Origin of the sequence: Sporomusa acidovorans, from assembly GCF_900101845.1 — a bacterium.
GTDB classification, from domain to species: Bacteria; Bacillota; Negativicutes; order Sporomusales; family Sporomusaceae; genus Sporomusa; species Sporomusa acidovorans.
Genome location: NZ_FNAM01000002.1, coordinates 104,390 through 128,833 on the forward strand (window position 1 = coordinate 104,390; position 24,444 = coordinate 128,833).

Genomic DNA, 24,444 nt, shown 5'->3' on the forward strand with positions numbered 1-24,444 from the left:
TTCACGCCTGCAAAGCGTCAAACCCCACCAGCCGGACGCCGCTGTTCGTTAGAAAAGCCCGAATTTCACGTGAGGTTAAAACCGTCAGTTCCTGTTCACGCCAATGGTTGTAGGAGCTAATCTCATAAAGCAGTTGATCCGGTTTAGCCGGGTGGCACATAATTTCCAGCGTTCCCGTCGGGTGGCTGTGGATAATGTGTTGCAGGTTATCGAGCGTTGTCCCCTGTTCATAAAAGTTCAGAGCAATCGCATCCGTGGTTGCCAGGCCGGCCTGGGTTATCTTTTGCCTCACGGCGTCATTGCCCTGGCGCAGCGGCACCTGCAATTGCTGCGCCAACTCGATTGCGATCTCGAGAATGCCTGGATATGTATGCGCATGATGATGGCTGTCAAGGTGAGTCAGTCCCAGTCCTGTTGCTAAAAATTTATCCACCTGGGCGCTCAGTTCGCGTTTCGCATCAGCCATGTTCATCAGCGGCACAGCTTCGGCAACCCGGCGCCGAAAACGTCCCTGCGCGTCAACCAGGCTGGGAACCTGATCAGCGGCGAGAAGCGGCCGGCCCATGGTAAGATTGAGATGAAGCCCCACCCGGGTGATGCCCTGCTGTTTGAGCTGCGCCAAGGCGTCTTCCGTAAAATCAGTATTCACCATCAAAGTCGTATCTGTAACGATGCCTGCGGTTAACGCCTGCATAATCCCCTTGCTGCAACCGGGTGTCAGCCCCAGGTCGTCGGCATTGATAATCAAATTCAACATAGCTATCCCCTCACTTAGGCTAATCCCTGAATTGCGGCAGATACACCGCATTGATCTTCAGCAGGTCAGCCAACAGTTGTTTGGCAACCCCGACCGACGGTACCAGCGGGTGGTTGGCCAGCGCCTGCAGCGCCTTACCGCGGTCCCCCCGCACGCCGGCCTCAACGGCCAAAATTTCATAGGCTTTAACATGCTGTACCAGTCCGGCAAGTTCCGGCGGCAGTTTCCCTACCGTTAACGGCAGAGCACCGTTTTTGCCAATCACACAATTAGTTTCAATCACACAGTCGTCCGGCAAATCGCTAATGGCTCCCCGGTTGGAGGTGTTTACCGTATGGATTTCCCGCTTATCATTAAAAATAGCGCTGATTAAGGATACTGCCGCGTCCGAATAGTAGGCGCCGCCGCGTTTTTCGAGTTCGGCCGGTTTCTCCGCCAATTGAGGATCTTGATACAATTGAAACAGCCTTTCCTCAACCTTCTTGACCACCTCAGCCCGCGTGCCGCCGCCGCCCGGCGCCGCGGCCGCCTGCTCTTCGGCAAGCATGTCATCGGTCATATAGTAATACCGGTGGTACGGACAGGGCAGCATGCCCAGTGATTTTAGAAAATCGCCGTCCCACTTAAGATTCGGGATATTTTTCATCGTAAGCGCCGCCCCGTCCAGCATTTTATCCAAAACCCCGGCGGTTACATCAATGCCTTTATGCCATACGGTGCGGCCCCATACCAGGTGGTTGAGCCCGGCAAAATCAATAAAAATATCGTGGGGATCGGCCTCCAGCAATTTGGCAATATTCATTTTCATATGGATCGGCACATTACATAAACCGATACATTTTATCCGGCTGTGCTTCAACACAGTTTCGGTAATCAGCCCTGCCGGATTGGTAAAGTTGATTAGCCAGGCATCAGGGCAGCACGCGGCCATGTCCCGGCAAATAGCCAAGATAACCGGCATGGTGCGCAGCGCTTTGGCAAACCCGCCCGGCCCGGTAGTTTCCTGGCCAAGAACTCCGTATGGCAAAGGGAACCGTTCATCGCGGGCCCGGGCATCCAGTCCGCCGACGCGGAATTGGGTCACCACAAAGTCGGCGCCGCTCAATGCTGCTTGGCGGTCAAAGGATATCGTGATCTCAGTCGCCAGCCCTGCTTTGTCCACCATTCGCCGGGCTAAGTCGGCGACAATTCTCACCTTTTTCTGCCCGTCGGGAATGTCAACAAGACAGATTTCCGCCGTCGGCAGTTCTGCCGCGCGCCGGATAAAACCGTCGATTAATTCCGGGGTATAACTGCTGCCGCCGCCGATAACTACTACTTTTAATCCTGGCATTGCGCCGCCTCCAATTTATTTGCAAGCTGTTTAATCGTCTTATGCATTTCAACCATATTCTCAATCAGATTCTTTTCTGATAATGCGGTCATCAGGTGGTCCTGAGCGTGAACAAACAGCAAGGTTATATCCACCTTATTGCCCTGGGCCTCCTGCTGAATCATATCGGCCTGCGCCCGGTGGGCGGCACCGACTTCTGCCTCCGCCTGCTGTAAATGCTCGGCCGCCTTGGCAAAATCCCCCGCCTGTGCGGCCCGCAGCGCATCATACGCTTCCGCCCGCGCGTTGCCGGCGTGTAAAATAATCGTAAAAATTACTTCTTCGGTCATTGCATCTCCTCCTCCAGGTCCCCGGCGGCTCCTTCGCGTATCAATTTGCGCTCATAGGCCTTAAGGAACGGATAATATATGATGGCGGTAATGGCGATATTGACAAGTACCAGCACGATTGCCCGCCAGTCGCCGCCTGTTGCCAAATAGGCGCCGATCGGCGCCGGCAGTGTCCAGGGCACAAGGATATAAGGCTTACCTACCAACCCGATATCCATGGCAAAATAAGTAAGCAGCGCGATCAACACCGGACTCACGACAAACGGTACAAATAACAGCGGGTTCAACATCACCGGCACGCCAAAGATGACTGGTTCATTAATATTACAGATTCCCGGCAGCAAGGTTGCCCGGCTCATACTTTTCAGATACGGCGCCTTCGAAAATAACATGATCAGCACCAGGCCAAGAGTGGCTCCCGATCCGCCGATCCAGACAAACCATTGGAAAAAAGGCTCCGGCGCCATATTGGGTATCGGCTGACCGGCGGCCGCCGCCGCAATATTCTGGTCAAGCAGCACCAGCCAGACCGGCCGCGCGACACTGCCAACCACGGAATCACCGTGAATACCGGTAGCCCATAGCAAGGTTATGATTAAAATGGGAACTAATATACCGGCCAGCGTATTGCCTGCCAGCACCAGCGGTTGGAATAACTGCAGCACAAAATGGTGAATATCAAAGCCCAGAAAATCGCGGATTATCCAGACTGCCGGAATGATGATAGCCGCCGGGATAAGCGCCTCAAAGGATTTGGCGACAGAATCGGGCACTCCCTCCGGCATCCTGATGGTGATTTTTTTTGATTTGGCAAATCGCAGCACTTCGACGGCGAAAACCGCCATAATGATCGCGACAAACATGCTGCCGCCCCCCAGGTTCTCCAGCAAAAGCGCTTGTCCCTTATCCGGATAGTCCACAGGGACACTTGTCAGCACAAAGGCGGCCATCGCCAGCACACCGCCCGACACACCGTCCAATTTATACGATCTTGCCAAATAATAGCCGATGCTGTGGCAGGCATACAGCGCCATCAGCCCCATCGTCAGCCGGAACGGTATAAGAATCTGGCCGGCATAGGGTTTAACGGCAGCCGCCAGGGAAGGGACCGGGGGAAAAGCCAGGATCAAAAAGAAACTGCCGACAATAATTAATGGTATGGTTGAGATAATACCATCGCGCACGGCCCGCAGGTGCCGTTGCTCGGAGAGCGTTGTCATGAAGGGGATCAGGTATTTATCCAGCAGTCCAAACAATTTTTCCATTTATTTCTCCTGTCTAACCCAATACCTTCTTGATATCAGCAAGAATAATCGCACCACCCAGCGGATTGTAACCCTGGGGTGTAACCGTTGTTACCGGGACATGGTAATCGGCGGCTGCCTCCTGGAAAAAGGCCAGCCGGTGACGTACCTGGGGCGCGACCAGCGCGATATCCCAGCCATTTTTTATTTCTTCGCCAAACTCACCGCTGCCTACCGACTTAACCGTAACAGTAAGACCGACTTTAACGGCCTCCTTTTCGATGGCCTTAACAACAATCGCACTGGACATGCCGCCTGAACATACCAATAATATTTTCATTCTGTTATCTCCCTTTCCTGAATTGTGACCGCCTTGCGGATAAAGCCGCCGGCTGCCGTAAGATAGCGTGAAGCCTGCTCGGCAGTACACTGCCGCTTGATCATGACAATGGCTGTTTTTGGGTTTTGCCCGGCCTGCACCAGCACCTCTCCCGCCTGCTCGCGGCTTACCCCTGTCACCTGGGCGACAATGCGTTTCGCCCTTTCAATAAGTTTTGCATTTGTTGGCTGAACATCGACCATTAAATTGCCGTACACTTTGCCGAGACGAATCATGGTGGCCGTAGTCAGCATATTGAGTATTAACTTCTGAGCGGTTCCGGCCTTCATCCGGGTAGAACCGGTAATGACCTCCGGCCCTACCAGCGGGGTAATCGCCAGTTTAGCCGCTTTGGCCACTGCCGACCCCGGTGTACAACTGATGGCGACGGTAAAGGCACCAACTGTATTGGCATACTCCAAGCCGCCAATCACATAGGGCGTCCGGCCGCTGGCAGCAAGCCCCACAACGACATCCCCGGCCGTCAGGCAGACTGTCCGTAATTGCTCAACAGCACCGTCATATTGATCTTCGGCCCCTTCTACCGCCGTTACCAAAGCCTGTTCACCCCCGGCAATCAAGCCGACTACCAGACCGGGTCGAACACCGAAAGTAGGCGGACACTCGGCGGCGTCCAGCACTCCCAGCCGCCCGCTGGTGCCTGCTCCCAGATAAATGAGCCGTCCGCCGGAGCGGATGGCTGTCGTTATGGTATCAACCGCCGCGGCAATATGAGGTATCTCTTGCTCCACCGCACCGGCAACCGTTTTGTCTTCTTGATTAATAACGGCAAGCAATTGGCTTGTGTCCAGTTGGTCAATATTCGTTGTTTGCGCGTTTACTGCTTCCGTCAACAGTCCGTCTATTTCCACCTGCAATGTTATCGCTCCCAGCAAAAAAATTAGCAACTGCCTGAAATTGAGTTAAGAGCAAACCGCACTGCCCCTGCCACCGGTTTAGTCTGGGGAACGACAATGACTGCCTTCCCCGCTAATGCTGCTTCTACTTGGCGGCGAACCAGCGGTATGTTGCTGATAATCCCCCCATAAATACACACCGGAATGCTTCCTTGTTGATGAAACCCCCGCTTGATGACTGACTCCACCAAACAAGCAAGCTCATCTCCCGCCTGCCATAATATTTCCTGGGCCACTTCATCCTGTCTTTCGGCAGCCACGGCTACCAGTGGCGCCAGCGCTGCAATAGCCGCTTTGGTGATGGCAGGGGCATTGATATAGCCAATCATTTCATTCCAGCTAGCCAGGCCCCAATATTCCATAATCATTGGTAGTAATCCGGTAGTTTTATCACGGCCCTCGGCGGCACGAATCCCCCGCACCAATGCCTGCCGGCCAATGGCATAACCGCTGCCCTCGTCACTGGCAAGCTGCCCCCAGCCACCGGCCCGAAACACTTCGCCCTGGCGGTTAAGCCCATAGGCAATGGAACCGGTCCCGGCAATCAAAACAATGCCTTCCGCCTTTCCTAAGCCTGCTACCATGGCAATTTTGGCGTCACTGTTGACTAAATAACGGCAGGATAGCCCGAGTTCAGAGAGCGCCTGGGTAATGATTTGCTTGTCTTTTAGCCGGTCAGCGCCGGCCAAGCCCAGGCTGATGACTTGCAAATCATCTTTCCTTAACCGGCAGCTACCGGCAAGTTCATCGACAATACCGGCAATAACTGCCTTAAAATTAGGCAGCCCGGTTGTATGGTAATTGCCTGATCCTTTTTCCGCCTGCCCTAAAATCCTGCCGGTGAGATCTGCCGCCCAGCCCACAGTCTTGGTGCCTCCACCATCTATACCAATCACCCATTGCATCAACATCACCCAATATAACCGTTTACTTATTCAGCAATATTTGACACAGGCAACCCCCTTTCCTTTTATTTTGTCCGGAAAAGTCCAGCCGGCCAGGTTGAAAATTTCTCCAGCACAGAATTTTACCGTCCAGACTTTCTCCCGCCCGGTTTATACATCAGACAGTAACCATTTACATAACAACTAACCCAGGTATCAGAATTCAAAATGCCTGACTGCTACCCCACCCGGGCCGCAGGTTGAAGAATAAAAATCAATAAAGTTCCCAGCTCATTTGACAGTAGCTGGAAACTTTATTAGTTCAGCAAAAACCGTTTTTTCCCTAATAGGTACTCATTTATTTGGACAGCGTATTGTTTTCCACATATAATAAATAATAGTATAACCATTTGGAAGGAGATCATATGGCTAAACGTTTCTATGTTGTAAAAAACGGCCGGATTCCCGGAATTTACCGTTCATGGGATGAATGCAAACAACAGGTTGATGGCTACCCCGGCGCTGTTTATAAGGGCTTTGCCATCGAGAGTGAGGCTAAAGAATACCTGGCCGGCTCTGCGTTGCAAACCAAACCTTGCCTAGCCTCTAAATCAGGAAACTCAAAACCGTTGAAAACCGCCTTATTTCCGGATACGCCCCCGGAACCAACCAATTATCCTGTTGACAGTATTATTGTTTATACAGACGGTTCCTGCCTGAAAAATCCCGGCGGGCCCGGCGGCTATGCCGCAATTATTCAGCAAGGTAAGTCGGTTAAGGAGCTTACCGGCTCGGAACCGTCAACAACCAACAACCGGATGGAAATGAAGGCCGCCATTACGGCGCTCTCTTATTTTGACCAGCCGGCCACGATCATTCTCCATACCGACAGCCAATATTTGCGCAGGGGCCTTGCCGACGGCTGGGTGGAAAAATGGAAGCGCAACGGCTGGATAACAAAAGCCGGCACACCTGTCCTTAACAAAGAGCTATGGCAAGAGCTTGACCGGCTGAATTGTTTTCATAAAGTTATGTGGAAATGGGTGAAAGGGCACCATGGCAACCCGCTGAATGAGCGCTGTGATGAATTAGCGGTTGGCGCGGCAACGAACGAAGCCAAAAAAATTGGCTGGAAAGCGGGCAAATGAGTATGAAAAAAGACTTGGTTTATGCCAAGTCTTTTGGCTGCGCTGGCAAAAGCCGTCGGTGCCTTAGCCATTATTTTGCCGTAGTTGCCTGTGCTGCAGGGCTGACGGCTACAGCAATCCTGGTAATTCCGCTTTGCCGGATGGCATCCATCAGTTCCACCACCTGTCCATGTTCCACACTGCGGTCAGCGTTGATAATTACCGCGGTTTGTTTGTCGCCCTTATGCTGCTTGACAAGCCGCAGGACTGCGTCCGCCGGACTGCCGACCAGCTCTTGGTCATAGAAAAGACTGCCGTCTTTCGTCAAAGTCAGGGTAATCACCTGCTGCTGTTTGTCCTGGGTCCCGGTCGCGTGCGGCAGGTTTACCGGCAGATTGTACTGGTTGGTCATCGTTAAAGTCGCCATCATAAAGAATACCAGCAAAAAAAACATGGTATCAATCATGGGAATGATCTCAATGCGTGCTCTTTTCAGCGGCTTTCGCGGAAACTTCATGGCAGTCACTCCTTCACCGGCGGCGTGGTAAGCGCAATTTCCAGCCGGGTGGCATAGTGTTCGATCTTTTCCGTTTCCCGCTCAATCCGGGCGAGAAAGTAATTATAGGGAATCAAGGCAATGACCGCTACGGTAATGCCGGTGGCGGTAGCAATCAATGCTTCCGCCACCCCGCCGGTAACGGCGTGTGGCTGCCCTATCCCGGATACGGCCATGATTTGGAAGGAATTAATCATGCCGATAATGGTTCCCAGCAGCCCGAGCAGTGGTGATAAGGTAACAATGGTGTCCAACACCGGCAGACCACGCCGCATAGCAGACATCTCGGTGATTCCCGCCGCCTCCATCGCTTTTGCCGGATGGAGGCGGTTATTTATTCCAGCTGCTAACACTTTAATAAGCGGCAAAGAAGATTGTCCGGCAATCGCTTGCGCTTCGTCCATGTGTTGCCCTTCAACCATCTTCAAGACTTTCTCAGCTAATGCCGTCGCCTGGATACGCCGAAAGAAAAAGAATCGTTCAATAATAACAGTTATCGCTACTATCGAACAAATACCCAGGGGAAACATAATCCAGCCGCCTTTTAACAGTTCGTACAAACTCTATCAACTCTCTTTCCATTACGCATCAACAAGACGAAACCGGACTCTTATGTCATAAAAGCTGGTTACCGCAACCCCGCCTTTTTGGGCGGGCGTAAACCGCCATTTTTTCGCCGAAACCATGGCTGCTTCATCCAGAATGTCGCAGCCGCTGCCCTCCCGTACCGCGGCCGCAGCTACCAAACCGTCGGTGTCGATAAGGACACGTACCAAAACGGTTCCTTCCCAGCCGGCCTTTTTGGCCGCCTTAGGATAAATAGGTTTAGGACTGTATTGACAACTTGCGTCTGTCTGTGTGCCCGTTCCGCCATTCGCCCCACTGACCTCGCCGACTGCTGCCGCCGTGGCTTCCACTTCACCCGCCATCCCGGCAGCCGGAACCGTATCGGCTGCCGGAATAGCAACCCCTCTGGCAACTTCCTTAGCCACCGAGGTTTCATTCACTTCCCCCGGCATGGCTGGCGGCAGCAATTGCTGGGTAACAGTTTGCGCCGAGCTGACGTGCGGCCTGCCAACATGAACCTGCGTCACCGGACTGTCCGGACCTGCCGGCATAGGCGCCGCATCCCCCCTGTCCACTATACCGGCAGGAACGATATCCACTTCCACAGCAGCGATTTCCGTTGGTTTGTCAACCGGTGCAAAGGGTCTCCAAATAAGCAGACAGATCATCAATGTACCATGAAGAAGCAAGGATATGCCGGTTGCCTTGGTATAGGTTATTTTGTTAGCAAACTTCATTGCAGCCTCCGCGAAAATAAATATTGTCGGCAATTCTCTTTATACCAGCCTGCTAATCGGTATTGCAACGCTTAAGCGCCCACAAAACCAAATCCCGGTAGATTGAACATCTGGCCCAATTCGGCTAACACCTGCTCATTTTTGCACCAATATCAAGCGGCTTGCCGTGAAAAAGGCTCGAAGTGGCAATCACATCTACCCCTGTTCCTGCATACTGCTCGATATTATTAATAGTAATTCCGCCGGCGGCAATTAGCGTTATATTACTATTGATTTGTTTGATTATCTTTACGTATTTAGCAAGATCACTACAGGGGGTTTTGTCAAACTGAATCCCGTCGACGCCTGCTTCAGCCATTTTCCTGGCTTCCTCAATACTGTCAACCTCAACGATAATTTTTTTCTCGTGACACTTTCTTTTCAGATCAGGCAGCCTGTTTACAAGCGAATCTATCCCGCCCAAAAAACACATATGCTGCTTGAAAACCAGGATCGTTTCTGATAAGCCTAATCTATGCGGCAACACACCACCGGCTAAAGCAGCCTTACTAATTAATTCTTTCGTTCCGGGAAAAGATTTGCGTGTTGCCACTACGGCCACATTAGCATCTATCTTATTCGCACTATCAACCAGTTTCTTGGCATGAGTAGCAATGCCACAGCAGTATTCAAGTATATTCAGACAAACTTTCCAGGCCATATGCAAAGCCTGCGACATGCCTTCCCCTGATAAAATTACCGTGCCTTCACTGACAGACGTGCCCGAAGGAATGCATTGCCGGACACTAATATCTAATTTTTGTAATATCTTTGCTGCTTCTTCCGTACAGGCAACCACGCCCGCCTCTCTTACCCGGAATTCAATGATTCCCTTTTTCCCGTCGATCCCCATTACTGTACTCGTTAAATCGATATAGGGTACATCTTCTTTGATTAAGCGGTCCAACATTTCATCTGTTATATAAATCATTCGCACACCATCCTATTTAAATTTTATGGTAATTCGTCGCTAATGCTGATGATTCCCTGGCATTCCGCTGTTTCTTTCTATATTTTTTGTAAGTATCATGCAGAGAATGTTGTTATGATAAATAATTTTTCCGCGTTCTTCTCCTTTATGTCCGCTGGGGTTAAGCCTGGGCGTACAGTAAATTGCATAATACTGCCGTTTTTTGTCCAGGTGACTTCCGTTTGTTCCGCCTTGCCGTTGTAAGTAAACCGGGTGGGGTTAGCCAACCGCGCTCGGGTCAATCCTTGCAAAACATCGGCCAGACAGGCATCTCCTTGTAGCATGAGGGTTACGTCAGGAGCCTGAAGCTGTCCCAGGCGTTCCTCTGCCAATACAGCCATCTTCACTCCCAGTTCCAGACCGGGGCACGCCTCGCCATGATGACGCAATGCCTGTTTGTAGAATACTTCCTGCCGCGAATGAAGCCGCATATGCGGTGTTTTCGGTGAAAAAACGATATCGGCTTCGAAATACGGTTTTATATCCAGCACCGGTGTACCTTGTGCCGCATCCAGGCCAGAAACATGAATTTCATCCCCAGCGATTTTTTCTAATTTAACTAGTGTCAACGCAATCGGATTAGGTCTTGCCGGCGTCCGCACACCGAAAACACCGTAGGTTTTATTAAGAGCCGTGTAACCCATTTGCAGCAACGATCTATTAGCATTATGAAACCAGCATAAAATCCAGAAATGACTGTGTTCGTTCATGTTTTGCATTGCAGGCAGATATTCCGGGTTGATTTTAATAATCCGAATGGCATCTTCCCATTCACTAATTACTTCTCCGACAGGATGAAGTAGTCCAACTTTATTGTTTTCCATGAAATCAGATCCTCCAATTTTTGGGCTCAGTCCAACCGCTATCGATCAAGCTAGCCAATCGTCGCCATCCACTTGATCAGTTCCAGTTGCTGGTCGTGAAAGCGTAATAAAGACGGTCTATGAGCGATACTTATTATGGCTGTCCCCGGCAGCCTGTCCAATAGCAACTGATAAAGCTGCGTTTCCGCGGCTTCGTCCAATGCCGCAGTGGCTTCGTCCAGGAAAAGCCATTGCGGTTTGATCAGTAAGGCCCGAGCAAATGCCAGCCGCTGCTGTTCGCCTGGCGAAAGCTGTTGCTGCCAGTGCTGCTCTGTGTCCAATTGACCAGTTAAATGGGGTAACCCTACAGCGGCCAGTGTCTGCTTCATAGAATCCGGGCAATAGTCCCCGGACGCATCAGGATAGACAAGCGCCTGTCGCAGAGTGGCAATTGGCACAAACAGTTTCTGGGGAATAAACAACAACCGGCCTTTTGCCGGCACTGTTATACTCCCACAGCCAAACGGCCACATTCCATTCAAAGCGTGAAATAATGTTGTTTTTCCGCAGCCTGAGGGACCGGTAATGAGCATGCGGCTTGCCGGAGGGATAGCAAAGGTAATGTTCTGCAATAAAGGTTGACCGTCAGGCAGCCAAAGGTCGAGCCGGGCAATCCGTATTCCTTCTGAAAGCGGCCCCTGCTGGCGAGTTATCTCGCCAGACTGTAACGCTGCCGTTTGGGCCATCGCTTTTTTAAAACCAATCAGCCGATCAATTGTCGCTTTCCATTTAGCCAGCTTTTCGTAATTCATCATAAACCACCAAAATGACATGCGTACTCTGACGAATGCCATTGCGGTCTGCTGCATATCTCCCAGGCGAATGCTATCGGCAATAAACAGAGGCGCCAGTATTAAATAAGGCAGCAGTTCAGCCAGTAAAAAATAGGCCCGGAAAAACCAATCCATTATTTTTTTACGGTTAATAATTCCTAACTGTGCCTCCATGATTTTGGCAAATCGTTCGGCCAAACCGCATTCTTCCCGTTGTTCGCCATAGTACGCAGAGATGGTTTCCGCATTTTCGCGCACCCTCATTAAGGAAAAGCGGTAATCGGCCTCAAACCTCTGTTGCCGACGATTTAAGGCGGCCAGTATCTTCCCCAGGAGATGGTTAATCCATGATCCGGCCAGGGCATAAATTGCCGCTAGCCACAACATGGCTCCCGGGATCGTTATGCCGCCAATTTTCAGCGTCCCCGGCGAATTCCACAAGATGGAGGAGAACACCAATAAAGACGCGCTTGTGTGCACAAAACTGACAATCAGCGCAATGGTATCCTCCGTAACTAAGCGCAAATCCTCCGCAATGCGTTGATCAGGGTTGTCCACATCGCCGGCAATCTGCTGCACATTATAATAATTTTTACCAAACATCCACTGGCCAATATAATCCTCGGTCAGCCACCGGCGCCAGCGCAGTTGGAGAATCCCCTGGAAGTAATTCTGGCAACCTTCCAGGGGAAATGTGAGCAGCGCTAACAGGGCGTAAGTCATCAATTGGTGAATATAATCAGCATAGTTCATTGCTTGAATGGCGTTAAAAAAATCTTTCCACCAGTTGTTAAATAAAACGCTCATATAGACTTGTCCACCAATCAGAGCCAATATCCCGGCCACTATCGCCCCCGACCGCCAGCGTTCTGCCGACTGCCAGTAAGGCCGCAATATGTCTTCTGCTTCATGAAAGAAAGATTTGGTTTTCGCAAACAGCAGCCTCACTTAGCGCAGCTCCTTTTGATATCTTTTAACAATTAAAAAAGCATCCCAATTACGGTGTTCAGCTAATTTTAGCATCCTTTCACTATAAACTTACATAAAGGTTCGTTCGTAGCTAAGGACGAAGCTACGCGGCGTCCCCGCGTAAATGCCGGACGAATTGCCATTGCTTGTATTGTAATTGCTTGCGGCCCAATAATGCCTGTTGGTCAAATTATATGCATTGAGCGCCCAGCGATAATTCTTGGTTTTATAGTACACGAGCGCATCCAGCGTTGTGTAGCCGTCCATCCAGCCAATGCTGTTATAATAAGAAACGGCGCGTTTACTTACATAAGTCAGGCCGCCACCAAACCCCCAGCCCTGTCTGGGGCCGTCCTGGAATTCGTAAGTACTCCACAACCGGAATGAATTTTCAGGCACATTCGGCATGACGCTGCCTGGATCATAGCTGTCGTCCTTTAAAACCTTGGCGTTGCAATGCGAGAAGGCGGCCAGCAAATTCCAGCCCGGCTTGATAACATAGCTGGCGTCAAGTTCAACGCCTTTGCTGCATTGCCTGGCGATGGTGTCATATACCCCGTAACCCGCGGCATCATAAGTATAATAAGCCATGTTGTTCCGGTTGATCCGGTATACCGATAATGTCACACTGGCGCGATTGCTTATATCGACTTTTACGCCACCTTCAACCTGATCACCGGTTTCCGCAGGCAGGCTCTGGTATTCATTATAGTCGTTTATATACGGTCCCTGCGGATTATAATATTTCGACCAACCGACAAAGCCATTTATCCCCGGCGAGATTTCATACGTAGCCCCCACCCTGGGGGTGGTGGCGTGGGTACGAACACCCGAGTAATTTCCGGCATAACTGGTTGAACTCCTAGTCATGCTTGTACCAGCGCTAACCTTCCATTTAGGCGACAGGGTAATCACATCATTTACATACGCGCCAAAGCGGTCTTCCTTGGTATGGCGCCAGCCGGACGTAAGCGAAACGTTTACGAAATCAGAATACACCGGATTAAAAATATCTACGTAAGACGAGGTCTTGAATCCTCTATTTTTTAGGTACTGATTGAAGTGGCCATAGGTAATACCGGTGGTCAAATCATTGGTCAGCCCGCCTGTTTTAAATTTTGCGTTGGCCGTGGTATCCCAGGTAAAAGTTCTGTTCAACCGCTCCATAGCGGATGCATACATTCTTACCGTGTTGCTGTCTGTATAAAGCTGGTACCCGTAGTTAGCGCGCGAATCATAGTTATAAGTACCATACCGCAAGGCCGAAGTGACTGTCCAAATATCATTGAATTTATGGTCCACCTTGGCCGAAACCGTACGGCTGATGGCATGGGTATAAGAACGCGGATCAACATAGGATGCCTCGTACGGCAGCAGACCGACCGGGTCGCCGATGGTTCCCGCCAGTGTCAAATAACTGGAACCGGTCGCCGGATTATAATTATCATTAAACTGGGTTTCAAAGGTATAAGTGGTATTTTCATGCGGCTGACCCTGGACGATAAAGCTGATATTATCACGTTTGTCCAGGGAAGTATTACGTTTGAAGGATGCATAATTCGTTTTATCGATAATGAGCCGCGACAGCCATTTTTTGTCCGCAGTCAAAGGAATAGACATGTCGGCGCTGGCCGATTGCGTTCCCCAGGAGCCGTACTTCACGCCATAGGTAAACGCTGCATATGGCAGCGGTTTTTTGGTGACATAGTTGATGAGACCGCCAGCCGTCACGTTGCCGTAAAGCACCGAAGCCGGTCCTTTTAGTACCTCAATCCGGTCAATGTTGCCGAGCCAGCCGGCATAGGAAGAACTGCGATCCCATAATCCGTTAACATAGACATAGTCAGTAGCGCTAAAACCACGGACATTATAACCGAGCAATACATCCGCATAAGCAGGATAAATCTGGGAAGATACCCCGGCGATGTTAGTCAGGGCATCAGTCGATGTAAGGCTGCTCTGCTCTTCAATGATCTTTTGCCCGACTGAGGTAATCGATTGCGGTAAATCCTTATTTGCCACATCAGATTTGCTGCCGGTGGAGCTTTGGGTAATAACATAATTTTTTACCCCTTCGGCATCAGGCTGTTGCCCAATTGTCAGCTTGTTTTTCGTTTTTTCCGCGTTCTTCTCCTTCTCCGCAGTAACCTCCACCTCAGCGACCGGAACTTTGGCTTCAGAGGAGGCCGCTGCCGCGGAGCTTGCGGTGTTTTCATGTTTGGCCTGTTGATTGGCGGCTTGCTCCTGCTGCTGCTTATCACTATCAGTCTTTTGAGTACTTTCCGATTGTGTTGCGGCGTTTTCCGCCCCGGCAATACCTGGTCCGTATAAAAGCATGGCAACGGCAAGTGTAGCACTGCAAAATGGCTTCCATGTTGAATTTTTCATCCTTTTCTCCCCTACCCCTACGGTTAATCAGATTACTCTAAATCCCAGATCTTCAACAGTTTTGGCAAGCAGGCCGTATTCCGCGGAACCGATGATAATTGCCTCCTTTTTTCCCAGGTCAACAGAAACACTTGTTACGCCTGCAATATGTTTAAGTGCTTTTTCCACTTTACCTGTGCACATATGGCATGACATTCCCTCAATCTTCAAGATAATTTGATTTGATGGCTCCATTCTTTCGCCCCCTTTCTGCAAATGTTCCAATAATATTACAAACATAAACAAACATAAACAAATTTTTATCATCGCTTATGTTTGTTTATGTTTGTAAAAATGATATAATAAAACAAATGGAAATACAAGTACGCACTTTTGTATGACATACTCATAAATATAGTACTATTGGGAAAGGAGGCGTGTTAAATGGCAAAGGCACAGACCTTGCGAGGTCTTTGCCCGGTAACTAACGCAACACTGACAGTTGCCCAGAGATTAGTCACCGGCAAATGGAAGTTTATCATTCTCTGGCGTCTAAGTGAGGGGACAAGAAGATTTAATGAACTCCAAAAGCAAATACCCCATATTTCACAGGGAATACTTACTCAACAGCTCAGAGAACTTGAGCGGGACGGAATTGTGTTTAGAGAGGTATATAAAGAAATACCGCCAAAAGTTGAATATTCGCTGACTGAGATCGGACAAAGCTTTATCCCAATATTGAACGATATATTCGGATGGATAAACAGCTACAACAGAAAAAAAGAAAAACAGGAGAAACCTCCTACCACGGTGTCGAAGATTTCTCCAAGGGATAATGCCGGTTCGGCTGAGGGCTGCTCATGCGGCGATAATTGCACTTGTGGCGAAAATTGTACCTGTGGCTCGTAGCCGTGAAATGCTAATATTGTCATTATATACAAACAGGCACTTTACATAAATTGCAAAGTGCCTGTTTGTATTATAATTTCTTAATCATTGGTTGCTTTACTTGCTATTTTTAGCATTACGGACTGCTTCGCCAAACTGCCGCGCCGCGGCGGCAACTTGTTCATAATCGCCTTTGGCCGCCCCGCGGGTTAAATTGCCGCCGACACCCACTGCGACACAACCGGCACCAATCCAGTCACCCACATTATTAAGATCAACCCCGCCGGTCGGCATTAAACGCGCCTGCGGCAATGGCCCCTGCAACGCTTTGACAAACTTTGGCCCCATAATTTCACCTGGAAAAACTTTCAGAATATCGGCCCCAGCCTGCATCGCCATTACGGCTTCCCGCACTGTCATAATGCCGGGCATAGCCGCAATGCGGTAGCGATTGCACAACTTAACTGTTTCAACATCCAGGCATGGCGAGACTATAAACTGGGCCCCGCTCAAAATTGCGATTCGCGCCGTTGCTGCGTCCAAAACTGTTCCTGCGCCAATCACGACATCACTACCGGCATATTTCTCCGTCAAAGCGGTCATTAAAACCGGCGCTCCGGGGATTGTAAAGGTAACCTCGATAAACTTTATGCCACCTTTTATACAGGCTTCAATTGTCCGGCCGGCTTCATCCCTGTTGGCCCCCCGGATTACGGCTACCAAGCTCTCTTCACAAAGTTGTTGTATTACCGTTTCTTTATCCATGTTAAACCTCCTTGGCCATGAACGCGGCCAAACCTTTCCTATCCGGCAAGCCGTCATTATCGCCCGGTGACATTACGGCCAAAGCCCCGATCGCAGTACCGCGCGTTACAGCGTCCTGTAACGACAAGCCTTCCAAAATGCCGCTGATCACACCAACGGCAAAACCGTCACCCGCGCCCACGGTATCGACGACGTGTTCTACTTTAAAACCGTCCGTATAAAACTGCCGGCCGGCCGTACTGGTGTACGCGCCTTTAGCGCCGAGCTTGATGATTACGGTTTTTACACCTTTAGCGTGATAAAAGTCAGCTATTTCCTGGACATCATCTTTGCCGGTTAACAGCTGTCCCTCTTGAATACCGGGGAAAACAATATCCGCGCGGCTTGCCAAATCGTTAATGACTGCAACCATCTCCCGCTTATCGGGCCAAAGACCCGGCCGCAAATTGGGATCATAAGATATCTGAATACCCCGGGCCCGCGCCTGGTCCATTATTTCATACATCATTTTCCGGCAGCCGCCTGATAAGGCCGGCGGTATGCCTGTCAGATGGGCAACAGCAAAGCCGTCCCAGCATAATTTTTTTATTGTGTCGACATCCATATGCGAAGCCGCTGAATTCCGGCGCAACGAGAATACTTCCGGATCACCCGTCTTGACTTTCTGTTTCCATTGCATACCGGTGAAATACTGAGAATTATAGTGGACATAGGTGGTGTCAATCCCGTTTTCTTCGAAGAACTGTCCAATCTGCCGGCCGAAAGGATCATCGCCAAGCTGGGTTACATAGGTCACCTCATGCCCCAGCCGCACCATCCCAATGGAAAAATTGACTTCAGCCCCTGCTACAAACCGGGAAAACCGATTTACTTCTTCCAGTGAACCTTCATGTTCAGCTACCCATAATGTCATTGGTTCACCAACTGTTAGTATCTTACTCATTAGTTTCTCCTCTTCTCCTGCTATATACAACATGCTAAAGACTCTTCAAGAATACACCACTCGCGTGCGCCTGCAATATTCTTTAATGTGGAATTATAGGCTAAACTTCCCGGATCTGGTGTATTGTCCGTTCCAGGAGCTTTAGGGGATTTTCGCCGCAGGGAAATTCAATACCCACCGGAACATCTTGCGGCAACAGAGCCAGCACTGCCCGCCAGTTAATATGACTATCTTCCAAATTACAAACCCGTGGTCCCTGCGTTGTCATTTTAACACCCTTAACATGAATATATTTAACGTACAGTGCCAATTTAACCGCATTGTACAGCGGTTCCTGACCTACCCAGACAAAGTTGCCTACATCAAAAGTGCTAAATACAGGGACATCCGCTGCCCGGCATGCTTCCAGCAAGGAGATGATCGGTTCAACCCGGCCATTCGCTAGCGATTGGTCACCCTCAACAGTTACCATTACATGGTTTTCATTAATGATGCTTTTAAGTACGGCTAGCTCTTTTGGGGCCGAGCTGTCAAATTCCCCGACGGCGAACTTTACCCGGACCGCTCCCAGTATGTTAGCCTCTGCAAAAATTTGGTTCAAAAAATCGGCATTAGCCCGGCCTGCCTGAAAAAGGCCTGCCGGAACAGAATAATACAATTCCAAACCCTGTTCCTCAGCCTTAGACCGCATCGCCGGTAATTCTACAGCAAAATTCTTAATCCACTCCCGGCGAACTTCTATTTTGTTTACTCCCAGAGAGACGGCTTCGGCAAAAAACTCGCTCTGGCTGCTTCCTTTTTCAACAGCACTCGCAAAGGCCAGCAAATTTATCACAATATCTCTTGCCATCGGTGGTTCCTCCTTAGAATAGAGTAAGCGGCAAAAGCCTGTCAATGCCGCTTACTGTTGCACTTATGTCAACAAAGAACTACGCCACAGCGTCCTGTGTATCGTTTTCTTTACTTTTCATATGCCCGGCCCACCATGCCGTCAGCATCGGTACTAAGATCGACGTAACAATTACGGATGTTGCAACCAGAGCAGTACCTGCCTGCGCAACAGGTTTAAATTCAGGAAGCATTTCAGCGATAATGAGCGGATTGGTTACTGCCGCACCGGCAGTGCTTGATGCGGCAAGACCGGCAGTACCGTTACCGCCGCCAATGAATTTATCCGCAAGCATCAAAGGAATACCGGTTATGAAGATAACGGACACTCCAAGCGTGATACCCAGCAAGCCTGTCTTTGTAATAACCATAAGGTCAATCGTATTTCCTAACGCGAATGCGAAAAACGGAATCATAGTATGAGTGGCTCTACCAAACAAGTCACGCAACTCGTGGTCAAGATTGCCAAGAGCAAAACCGACTAAAAACGGTAATACGGCGCCAACAAAAAGCCGTGGTTCAAAACTTGCGATTCCGGCTCCGCCCATAATCAGCATGGTAACCAACGGACCGGATTCGATTGACATCAGAACAAAGGCCCCGGCTTCTTCTTTTGAGCCATACTGCTGCATGATGGATGCATAAAGTCCGCCATTTGTCATATCCATAGCGGCAATCAGGGCCAGCGTCGACAGGCCGGCAAAGAAACCGGTTTGTATACTGCCGCCAGGCAGTAAGTTAGAGGCAATTATGGCAACAACCCAGGCTACGGCTACTTTTGTCACGACTAACGTTCCGGATTTTTTAAGCACCGTACCGGTTGCCCTGATATCGATGGCCGCCCCCATACAGAAAAACCAAACCGCTAAAATAGGTACCGTACCAGTAATAAGTCCGTTGGTAAATGACCCAAAATATTTACCAGCCCCCGGGGATAACGTATGACATAGTGCACCCAAAAATAATGGTACGAGCATCAGACCTCCAGGAATCCTATCAATCGCTTGCTTTATTTTCATAACGCTAACATCCTTTCCCTCTGTTTAGCCAAAATTTGGAGTTGGGTTACTTATCAAAATCTTTCGTGCCTTTATAATATTGAAATATTTTACAGCATAAGCCCGGCTAGGCCCGGGCTTTTCTTACCGGGCCAGCCAGCCGCCATCAACGGCAATGGTATAGCCACTTACATAATCGGAGGCTGCCGATGCCAGGAATACAACCGGGCCGGCCAAATCGGCAGGCAGTCCCCATCTTCCGGCCGGTATACGGCTTAATATGTCGGCGCTGCGTACCGGATCAGCTTTTAACGGCGCTGTATTAGCGGTATCCATATAGCCGGGAGCAATCGCATTAACGTTAATATTGTATTTGGCCCATTCGTTTGCCATTAACCGGGTCACGCCCATCACGCCACTTTTGCTGGCTGTATAGGAAGGCACCCGTATGCCGCCCTGGAAGGAAAGCATGGAGGCAACACTGATAATCTTACCGCCACGCCCCTGTTTGATAAACTGCTTAGCAACCGCCTGGGAGAAAAAGAACACGGTTTTGATGTTGATATTCATAACATCATCCCAGTCCTTCTCAGTAAAGTCGACAGCATCGGCCCGGCGGATAATTCCGGCGTTATTCACTAAAATATCCACACCGCCAAATTCAGCTATCACCTTTTCCATAACCCCCGGAATAACATCAATACTCATTAAATTTGCATCAATGGCTAAAAAACGCCGGCCTAAGGCCCGTACTTTTTCGCCTGTTTCACTATGGTCGCCAATCCCGACACTTACAATATTAGCCCCGGCCTGCGCCAGTCCGAGTGCCATGCCTTGGCCGAGGCCGGTAACCGCCCCGGTAACGATAGCAACTTTTCCTTGTAAATTAAATAAGTCCAATTTTCTTCCCCCTTATTATCGAATATCTTTCATGGCCACTGCATCCATATCATCAAAGACCTGGTTTTCACCAGCCATACCCCAAATAAATGTGTAATTATGAGTCCCTACGCCGGAGTGAATCGACCAGCTTGGCGAAATTACAGCCTCTTCGTTGCGCATAACGATATGGCGGGTTTCCTGCGGCTGGCCCATTAAATGGAATACAACGTCTTCTTCAGGTAAATCGAAATAGAAATACACTTCCATACGTCTTTCGTGAGTGTGGCTCGGCATACTATTCCACATGTTGCCGTTTTCCAGCGCAGTCATTCCCATCACCAACTGACAGCTCTGAACACCTTGCGGATGAATATATTTGTAAATGGTGCGATCGTTCGAGTGAGTAATAGCGCCTAAATGGTTGCCGGCAATCGAACTCCGCTCAATCTTAGTTGTCGGATAGGTGGCATGGGCCGGTGCGCTATTGAAATAAAACTTAGCCGGTTTATGGCTGTCTTGGCTGTAAAACACGACGTCTTTTACACCTTTGCCGATATAAAGGCCGTCTGTACGGTTAAGTGTATACCGCTGGCCATTAACATCAATATAGCCTGTTCCGCCTACATTGATAATTCCGATCTCCCGGCGCTCCAGAAAATAATCCACTCCCATACCGGCCTCAACTTGTAAAGGCTGCGGCTCTACCGGACAAACACCCCCGGCAATCATACGGTCAACATGGCTGTAAACCATTTTTATTTTGTTAGGTTGGAATAAGTCCTGAATTAAAAAGTTTTCCCGCAGCTCATCTGTTGTATAACGCTTTACATCGGTCGGATGCACATTGTGCCTGATTTCCATCATCCATCATTCCTTTCTGTTTCAGACCTGTCAGGTCTCTAACTTACTTAAAAATCAAGTTTCGTTTATCGATTTCGTTTACCGGTTTCTATAGCAAAAAAATTTTTTTAGTTACCGCCTCCTTATATAACTTAGTACCCATTAAGCAAAAATAGCCGAATTTTCACTCATCGGGTTCTATAGGTAGTTACCGCCTCCTTCTACTTCTTTTTTATCCACATGAACCATAACAGCAAATTTATGTCTATCGGTTTCTATATGTTAACGAAACCGTGTAAACTGATTATTCGGTAGATCCTCTGATATTTAATTTGGTCGGCAGCTTAATCGTCACCGGTTTTATTTTGGTGGTTGCTTCCAAACGCAGCATGATACGGTTCACACATTCAACCCCGATTTCATAGGAAGGCAACGATATTGCCGTAATACCGGATGAACCAACAAACTCCATCCATGGCCAATTTTCAAAACCACAGATCGCTACGTCTTCCGGCATGCGCAGGCCAAGTGCATGAATTGCTTCCAGCATAGTTAACATTGTCAGGCCATTCGCGGTAAATATAACCTTCTTATAGCCTTCATTTCTGCTTACAAATTCCCGGGCAAACCTTTGAGCCTTTTCCTTTTCCTTAACGCCCACTTCATATTCCTGCGGTTCGATCCGTAAAATTTCCTTACAGGCCTGCCGATATGTCTGCTGGCGAATAATCCTTGTTCCCACATTAAGGATTGGTTCTGAAAAAAAACCGACCCGGGAAAATCCTTTCGCGGCAAGATAATGAATGATATCCATTGTCGCTTGTTGATCATCGGATTTGACTGTGTCGAACGTGTCGGAAAAAACCGGTCTGTCAGCCAATACGATCGGTACATAATTATCCTCAATTTCACGCAAAAATTCCGTATTAAATCCTGTCGTGTTTACGATGAAACCTTCAACCCTTTGATCAATCATCGACAAAATATATTCTTGTTCTTTTGCGGTCGCATTATTCGTATTGGCTACCAAAACATGATATCCGTGCTGATTGCAGGTATCGCTAATTCCTTGTACTAATATCGAGAAAAATGGGTTGCTAATATCAGAAATAAGGACACCTATAAGTCTGCTTTTACTGGACTTTAAACTTCTGGCCAATTTGTTGGGGCGAAAGTTCAGTTCCTCAATGACCTCCTGAATCCTGCTTTTTGATTCATCGGACATAAATTCAAATTTCCCGTTGAGATAACGAGATATTGTCGTTTTGGAAACCCCAGCTTTTTTTGCCACATCGGCGATAGTAATATTGGCTTTGTTTTTGACCACCATGAACGCTCCCATACAACTCATTATAGAAACCGATTTCTGAAACCGGTTAACAACCTCATCTTTAAGATACTTAAAAATCAGCTGTTTGTCAATACCTTTTTTATAAACAATTCGCTCAATTTAGATGATTACGAATTAGACCGATATAACCCAGATCCAGACATATAAAAAACTAATCAAGAAAATCCGTATTGTCTTTCGTAATCTTGCATAAGCATTTGGGGCAATTGACAGTGTCCTCAGTAAATAGGCTGGTGTAATATTCAAACTTATGCCCGCATTTTTCACATTGATGCCATACACGCTCCCGCAAAATATTGCCGTCAGATACTCTTGTTATAATATGGCCGCGAACCATTATCTCCACTCCTTCATTTCAACAATGTAGCTATCTCTTACTCCAATTGGCAAAAACCGCGCAACTTCCGCTTGCTTGCAACCTCTAAAATATCCATACTCCGGAAAGCTATTCTGCCGGCAGAACAACAAAAGCTTCTGATCAACTGTCAGAAGCTTTTGCTGTTTTGCCCAACACCTAACAAAATGAACCTGCCGGTAACTAAAAGTCCTTATTGACTACCCACTTCCCGCCAACATATTCTTTGTCATAGATACTGAGAATAATCCGCACGGCCCTTTTTAATATTCCTGTCGGCGTTTCGTCAATAATTTTCCGCGGAATACCGGGCTTATCTTCTGCAGGTCCCTGAAAATAATGACTCACCGAATAACTGTAGTACTTTGTCCTATAATCATACGTGACTTTAATTTTAACCGTTTGATCTGTTAATAGCAATTCCCAAATGCCGACTACCTTTACAAACCCTTTCAATTGAGGACATCCCAACAAACCTTCAAAGACATTATTAATATCGGTATCCATGCGGTTCGCCTCCCTCCACCCATTTATTTACAGCTATTCGCCGGGAAGAGAATATTTCCTGCTATAAATGGATATATCTTTCATTATCGCTCTCTTTTGTGTTAGAATAGTCAAAAGGAGTTGAATCATATGAATTTCAAGCTAAACAAAGAAATTGTTTCTCAAGTTATCAGTGAGTTTGATTATGCATTCACTCATTCCAAAAAAAATCGCGATGAACTTTTTCGAGAATTAATATCACAAAATCCTGAAATCACCTATTCATCGGAAGACTGGGCAACCCTTAGCCAGGAAACCAAAGACAACATTATCGCCCGCATTAAAAACTCACTTAACACTATGTGATGTTAGCCTTAGTATTTATTACTAGGGTTATTTTTTTGCATATTCACTCTCTGTCAATGATAAATCAACATTTTCCCCGTATACGGCAGAAAATGCCAAGGGCTCTGCACGTTTTCGTGCTATCGCCATATACTGTAACATAGGGTACTTTCCCTAACTTTAGCATAAGGGATGATACATGGCGATGACACCCGAAAACATTACGCTGTCGGATAAGCAAACCCGTGACCGCTGCCGCTTTATTTCAGTGCCGCTGTGCAGACAGGAAACAGAATATACTTGCGGCGTAGCCTGCGTGCAATCAATCTTAGGAGCCTACGGCATGGACTACCGCCAGGACGAGTTAGCTCAAATACTGGATTCGAAGCCGATATTGGGAACAAACTACCAGAAAATCATCCTCTTTATGGAGATGCTTGGCTTTCAAGCTGTTTATATAAAGAACATGGGCATTGACAATCTAAAATCTTTTATCAATGACGGGGTAACCCCGCTGCTTCAAATACAAGCCTGGGCGGAAAATGGCGTTGACTATGCTTCGGACTGGAAAGACTCACACTATGTAATTGCTTGCGGCTATGACGAAAACCGAATATTTTTTATGGACCCTTGGACTCTCGGAAATTATACCTATCTCTCCGGCGAAGAGTTGCTTGAACGCTGGCACGTTCCTGACCTACACTTTGGCCAGTGTTACGGCGGTGGTCTGATCATAACCAAAGAGCATTGTGCGCCTCTATACGACCCCAGTGTAGTAAAATACCTGGGATAATCGCTGCAGCTACTAAAAAAAGCCCGGTTGCGCCAACTCCCTGAAATGCCGGCAGCCTAACGTTTATACCAAAATTGGAATTCTTCTTAGAAGAAAAAC

28 protein-coding genes are annotated in these 24,444 nt (G+C 48.5%); 4 read left to right on the top strand and 24 right to left on the bottom strand.

Annotation, left to right across the window (positions count from 1 at the left end; all coding sequences use genetic code 11):
• Nucleotide 1: 1 nt before the first annotated feature.
• The 7 genes from BLR65_RS02740 to BLR65_RS02770 are packed head-to-tail and all read right to left on the bottom strand — an operon-like array spanning nucleotide 2 to nucleotide 5,864.
• Nucleotides 2–808, bottom strand: a complete 807-nt coding sequence (locus tag BLR65_RS02740) for a carbohydrate deacetylase (protein ID WP_093792244.1) — start codon at nucleotides 806–808, stop codon at nucleotides 2–4.
• Complete coding sequence (locus tag BLR65_RS02745; protein ID WP_093792246.1) at nucleotides 777–2,090, bottom strand: 6-phospho-beta-glucosidase; 1,314 nt, start codon at nucleotides 2,088–2,090, stop codon at nucleotides 777–779. Before BLR65_RS02745 ends, BLR65_RS02740 begins: the two co-directional genes overlap by 32 nt.
• Nucleotides 2,078–2,419 carry a PTS lactose/cellobiose transporter subunit IIA gene (locus BLR65_RS02750; protein WP_093792248.1) on the bottom strand — a complete coding sequence of 114 codons (342 nt, stop codon included), beginning with the start codon at nucleotides 2,417–2,419 and terminating at the stop codon, nucleotides 2,078–2,080. Before BLR65_RS02750 ends, BLR65_RS02745 begins: the two co-directional genes overlap by 13 nt.
• Nucleotides 2,416–3,684 (bottom strand): PTS sugar transporter subunit IIC, encoded by a 1,269-nt coding sequence (locus BLR65_RS02755; RefSeq protein ID WP_093792250.1) that lies wholly within the window; start codon nucleotides 3,682–3,684, stop codon nucleotides 2,416–2,418. Before BLR65_RS02755 ends, BLR65_RS02750 begins: the two co-directional genes overlap by 4 nt.
• Before the next feature lie 13 nt (nucleotides 3,685–3,697).
• Nucleotides 3,698–4,003, bottom strand: coding sequence for a PTS sugar transporter subunit IIB (locus BLR65_RS02760; protein ID WP_093792252.1), 306 nt, complete (start codon nucleotides 4,001–4,003; stop codon nucleotides 3,698–3,700).
• Nucleotides 4,000–4,914, bottom strand: a complete 915-nt coding sequence (gene murQ / locus BLR65_RS02765) for an N-acetylmuramic acid 6-phosphate etherase (protein ID WP_093792501.1) — start codon at nucleotides 4,912–4,914, stop codon at nucleotides 4,000–4,002. Before murQ ends, BLR65_RS02760 begins: the two co-directional genes overlap by 4 nt.
• Nucleotides 4,915–4,943: 29 nt before the next feature.
• The gene (locus tag BLR65_RS02770) at nucleotides 4,944–5,864 is read right to left on the bottom strand and encodes a BadF/BadG/BcrA/BcrD ATPase family protein (protein ID WP_169716810.1); all 921 of its coding nucleotides are present in this window, start codon (nucleotides 5,862–5,864) and stop codon (nucleotides 4,944–4,946) included.
• Nucleotides 5,865–6,268: 404 nt separating this feature from the next.
• Between BLR65_RS02770 and rnhA the strand changes: the two genes are divergently transcribed.
• Entirely contained in the window at nucleotides 6,269–6,991 is a 723-nt protein-coding gene (gene rnhA, locus BLR65_RS02775) for a ribonuclease HI (RefSeq protein ID WP_093792256.1), read from the top strand.
• A gap of 70 nt (nucleotides 6,992–7,061) precedes the next feature.
• Here the strand turns inward: rnhA and BLR65_RS02780 are convergent, their stop codons facing one another.
• The 8 genes from BLR65_RS02780 to BLR65_RS02815 form a co-directional block, all read right to left on the bottom strand.
• Nucleotides 7,062–7,487, bottom strand: coding sequence for an ExbD/TolR family protein (locus BLR65_RS02780; RefSeq protein ID WP_093792258.1), 426 nt, complete (start codon nucleotides 7,485–7,487; stop codon nucleotides 7,062–7,064).
• A gap of 5 nt (nucleotides 7,488–7,492) precedes the next feature.
• Nucleotides 7,493–8,086, bottom strand: coding sequence for a MotA/TolQ/ExbB proton channel family protein (locus BLR65_RS02785; protein WP_143122478.1), 594 nt, complete (start codon nucleotides 8,084–8,086; stop codon nucleotides 7,493–7,495).
• Between the two features lie 21 nt (nucleotides 8,087–8,107).
• Entirely contained in the window at nucleotides 8,108–8,830 is a 723-nt protein-coding gene (locus tag BLR65_RS02790; protein WP_093792262.1) for an energy transducer TonB, read from the bottom strand.
• Between the two features lie 124 nt (nucleotides 8,831–8,954).
• The gene (gene modD, locus BLR65_RS02795) at nucleotides 8,955–9,800 is read right to left on the bottom strand and encodes a ModD protein (protein ID WP_093792264.1); all 846 of its coding nucleotides are present in this window, start codon (nucleotides 9,798–9,800) and stop codon (nucleotides 8,955–8,957) included.
• Nucleotides 9,801–9,895: 95 nt separating this feature from the next.
• Nucleotides 9,896–10,663, bottom strand: a complete 768-nt coding sequence (locus tag BLR65_RS02800) for a TrmO family methyltransferase domain-containing protein (RefSeq protein ID WP_093792266.1) — start codon at nucleotides 10,661–10,663, stop codon at nucleotides 9,896–9,898.
• Nucleotides 10,664–10,713: 50 nt separating this feature from the next.
• On the bottom strand, nucleotides 10,714–12,423 hold the full coding sequence (locus BLR65_RS02805; RefSeq protein ID WP_093792268.1) for an ABC transporter ATP-binding protein/permease: 1,710 nt from the start codon (nucleotides 12,421–12,423) through the stop codon (nucleotides 10,714–10,716).
• 90 nt (nucleotides 12,424–12,513) lie between these two features.
• On the bottom strand, nucleotides 12,514–14,832 hold the full coding sequence (locus BLR65_RS02810; protein WP_093792270.1) for a TonB-dependent siderophore receptor: 2,319 nt from the start codon (nucleotides 14,830–14,832) through the stop codon (nucleotides 12,514–12,516).
• Between the two features lie 27 nt (nucleotides 14,833–14,859).
• On the bottom strand, nucleotides 14,860–15,066 hold the full coding sequence (locus BLR65_RS02815) for a heavy-metal-associated domain-containing protein (RefSeq protein ID WP_093792272.1): 207 nt from the start codon (nucleotides 15,064–15,066) through the stop codon (nucleotides 14,860–14,862).
• A 189-nt stretch (nucleotides 15,067–15,255) separates the two neighbouring features.
• On the opposite strand from BLR65_RS02815, the gene BLR65_RS02820 reads away from it, so the two are divergent.
• The gene (locus BLR65_RS02820) at nucleotides 15,256–15,720 is read left to right on the top strand and encodes a winged helix-turn-helix transcriptional regulator (protein ID WP_093792274.1); all 465 of its coding nucleotides are present in this window, start codon (nucleotides 15,256–15,258) and stop codon (nucleotides 15,718–15,720) included.
• 96 nt (nucleotides 15,721–15,816) lie between these two features.
• On the opposite strand, the gene BLR65_RS02825 is transcribed toward BLR65_RS02820, so the two are convergent.
• From BLR65_RS02825 to BLR65_RS02865, 9 genes are all read right to left on the bottom strand, one after another.
• Complete coding sequence (locus BLR65_RS02825) at nucleotides 15,817–16,464, bottom strand: bifunctional 2-keto-4-hydroxyglutarate aldolase/2-keto-3-deoxy-6-phosphogluconate aldolase (protein ID WP_093792276.1); 648 nt, start codon at nucleotides 16,462–16,464, stop codon at nucleotides 15,817–15,819.
• A gap of 1 nt (nucleotide 16,465) precedes the next feature.
• Nucleotides 16,466–17,407 carry a sugar kinase gene (locus BLR65_RS02830; protein ID WP_093792278.1) on the bottom strand — a complete coding sequence of 314 codons (942 nt, stop codon included), beginning with the start codon at nucleotides 17,405–17,407 and terminating at the stop codon, nucleotides 16,466–16,468.
• Nucleotides 17,408–17,507: 100 nt separating this feature from the next.
• A complete protein-coding gene (locus tag BLR65_RS02835) occupies nucleotides 17,508–18,257 on the bottom strand; it encodes a sugar phosphate isomerase/epimerase family protein (protein WP_093792280.1) in 750 nt (249 codons plus the stop codon).
• Nucleotides 18,258–18,336: 79 nt separating this feature from the next.
• On the bottom strand, nucleotides 18,337–19,314 hold the full coding sequence (kdgT, locus tag BLR65_RS02840) for a 2-keto-3-deoxygluconate transporter (RefSeq protein WP_093792281.1): 978 nt from the start codon (nucleotides 19,312–19,314) through the stop codon (nucleotides 18,337–18,339).
• Between the two features lie 123 nt (nucleotides 19,315–19,437).
• Nucleotides 19,438–20,193, bottom strand: a complete 756-nt coding sequence (gene kduD, locus BLR65_RS02845; RefSeq protein WP_093792284.1) for a 2-dehydro-3-deoxy-D-gluconate 5-dehydrogenase KduD — start codon at nucleotides 20,191–20,193, stop codon at nucleotides 19,438–19,440.
• A 15-nt stretch (nucleotides 20,194–20,208) separates the two neighbouring features.
• The gene (gene kduI, locus BLR65_RS02850) at nucleotides 20,209–21,039 is read right to left on the bottom strand and encodes a 5-dehydro-4-deoxy-D-glucuronate isomerase (RefSeq protein ID WP_425441008.1); all 831 of its coding nucleotides are present in this window, start codon (nucleotides 21,037–21,039) and stop codon (nucleotides 20,209–20,211) included.
• A gap of 280 nt (nucleotides 21,040–21,319) precedes the next feature.
• Nucleotides 21,320–22,366 (bottom strand): LacI family DNA-binding transcriptional regulator, encoded by a 1,047-nt coding sequence (locus BLR65_RS02855; RefSeq protein ID WP_245692338.1) that lies wholly within the window; start codon nucleotides 22,364–22,366, stop codon nucleotides 21,320–21,322.
• A gap of 151 nt (nucleotides 22,367–22,517) precedes the next feature.
• Entirely contained in the window at nucleotides 22,518–22,703 is a 186-nt protein-coding gene (locus tag BLR65_RS02860; RefSeq protein WP_093792288.1) for an FmdB family zinc ribbon protein, read from the bottom strand.
• Nucleotides 22,704–22,904: 201 nt separating this feature from the next.
• On the bottom strand, nucleotides 22,905–23,228 hold the full coding sequence (locus tag BLR65_RS02865) for a hypothetical protein (protein WP_093792290.1): 324 nt from the start codon (nucleotides 23,226–23,228) through the stop codon (nucleotides 22,905–22,907).
• 129 nt (nucleotides 23,229–23,357) lie between these two features.
• On the opposite strand from BLR65_RS02865, the gene BLR65_RS02870 reads away from it, so the two are divergent.
• Nucleotides 23,358–23,573 carry a hypothetical protein gene (locus BLR65_RS02870; RefSeq protein WP_093792292.1) on the top strand — a complete coding sequence of 72 codons (216 nt, stop codon included), beginning with the start codon at nucleotides 23,358–23,360 and terminating at the stop codon, nucleotides 23,571–23,573.
• Nucleotides 23,574–23,757: 184 nt separating this feature from the next.
• Nucleotides 23,758–24,345 (top strand): cysteine peptidase family C39 domain-containing protein, encoded by a 588-nt coding sequence (locus tag BLR65_RS02875; RefSeq protein ID WP_169716809.1) that lies wholly within the window; start codon nucleotides 23,758–23,760, stop codon nucleotides 24,343–24,345.
• Nucleotides 24,346–24,444: the final 99 nt, after the last annotated feature.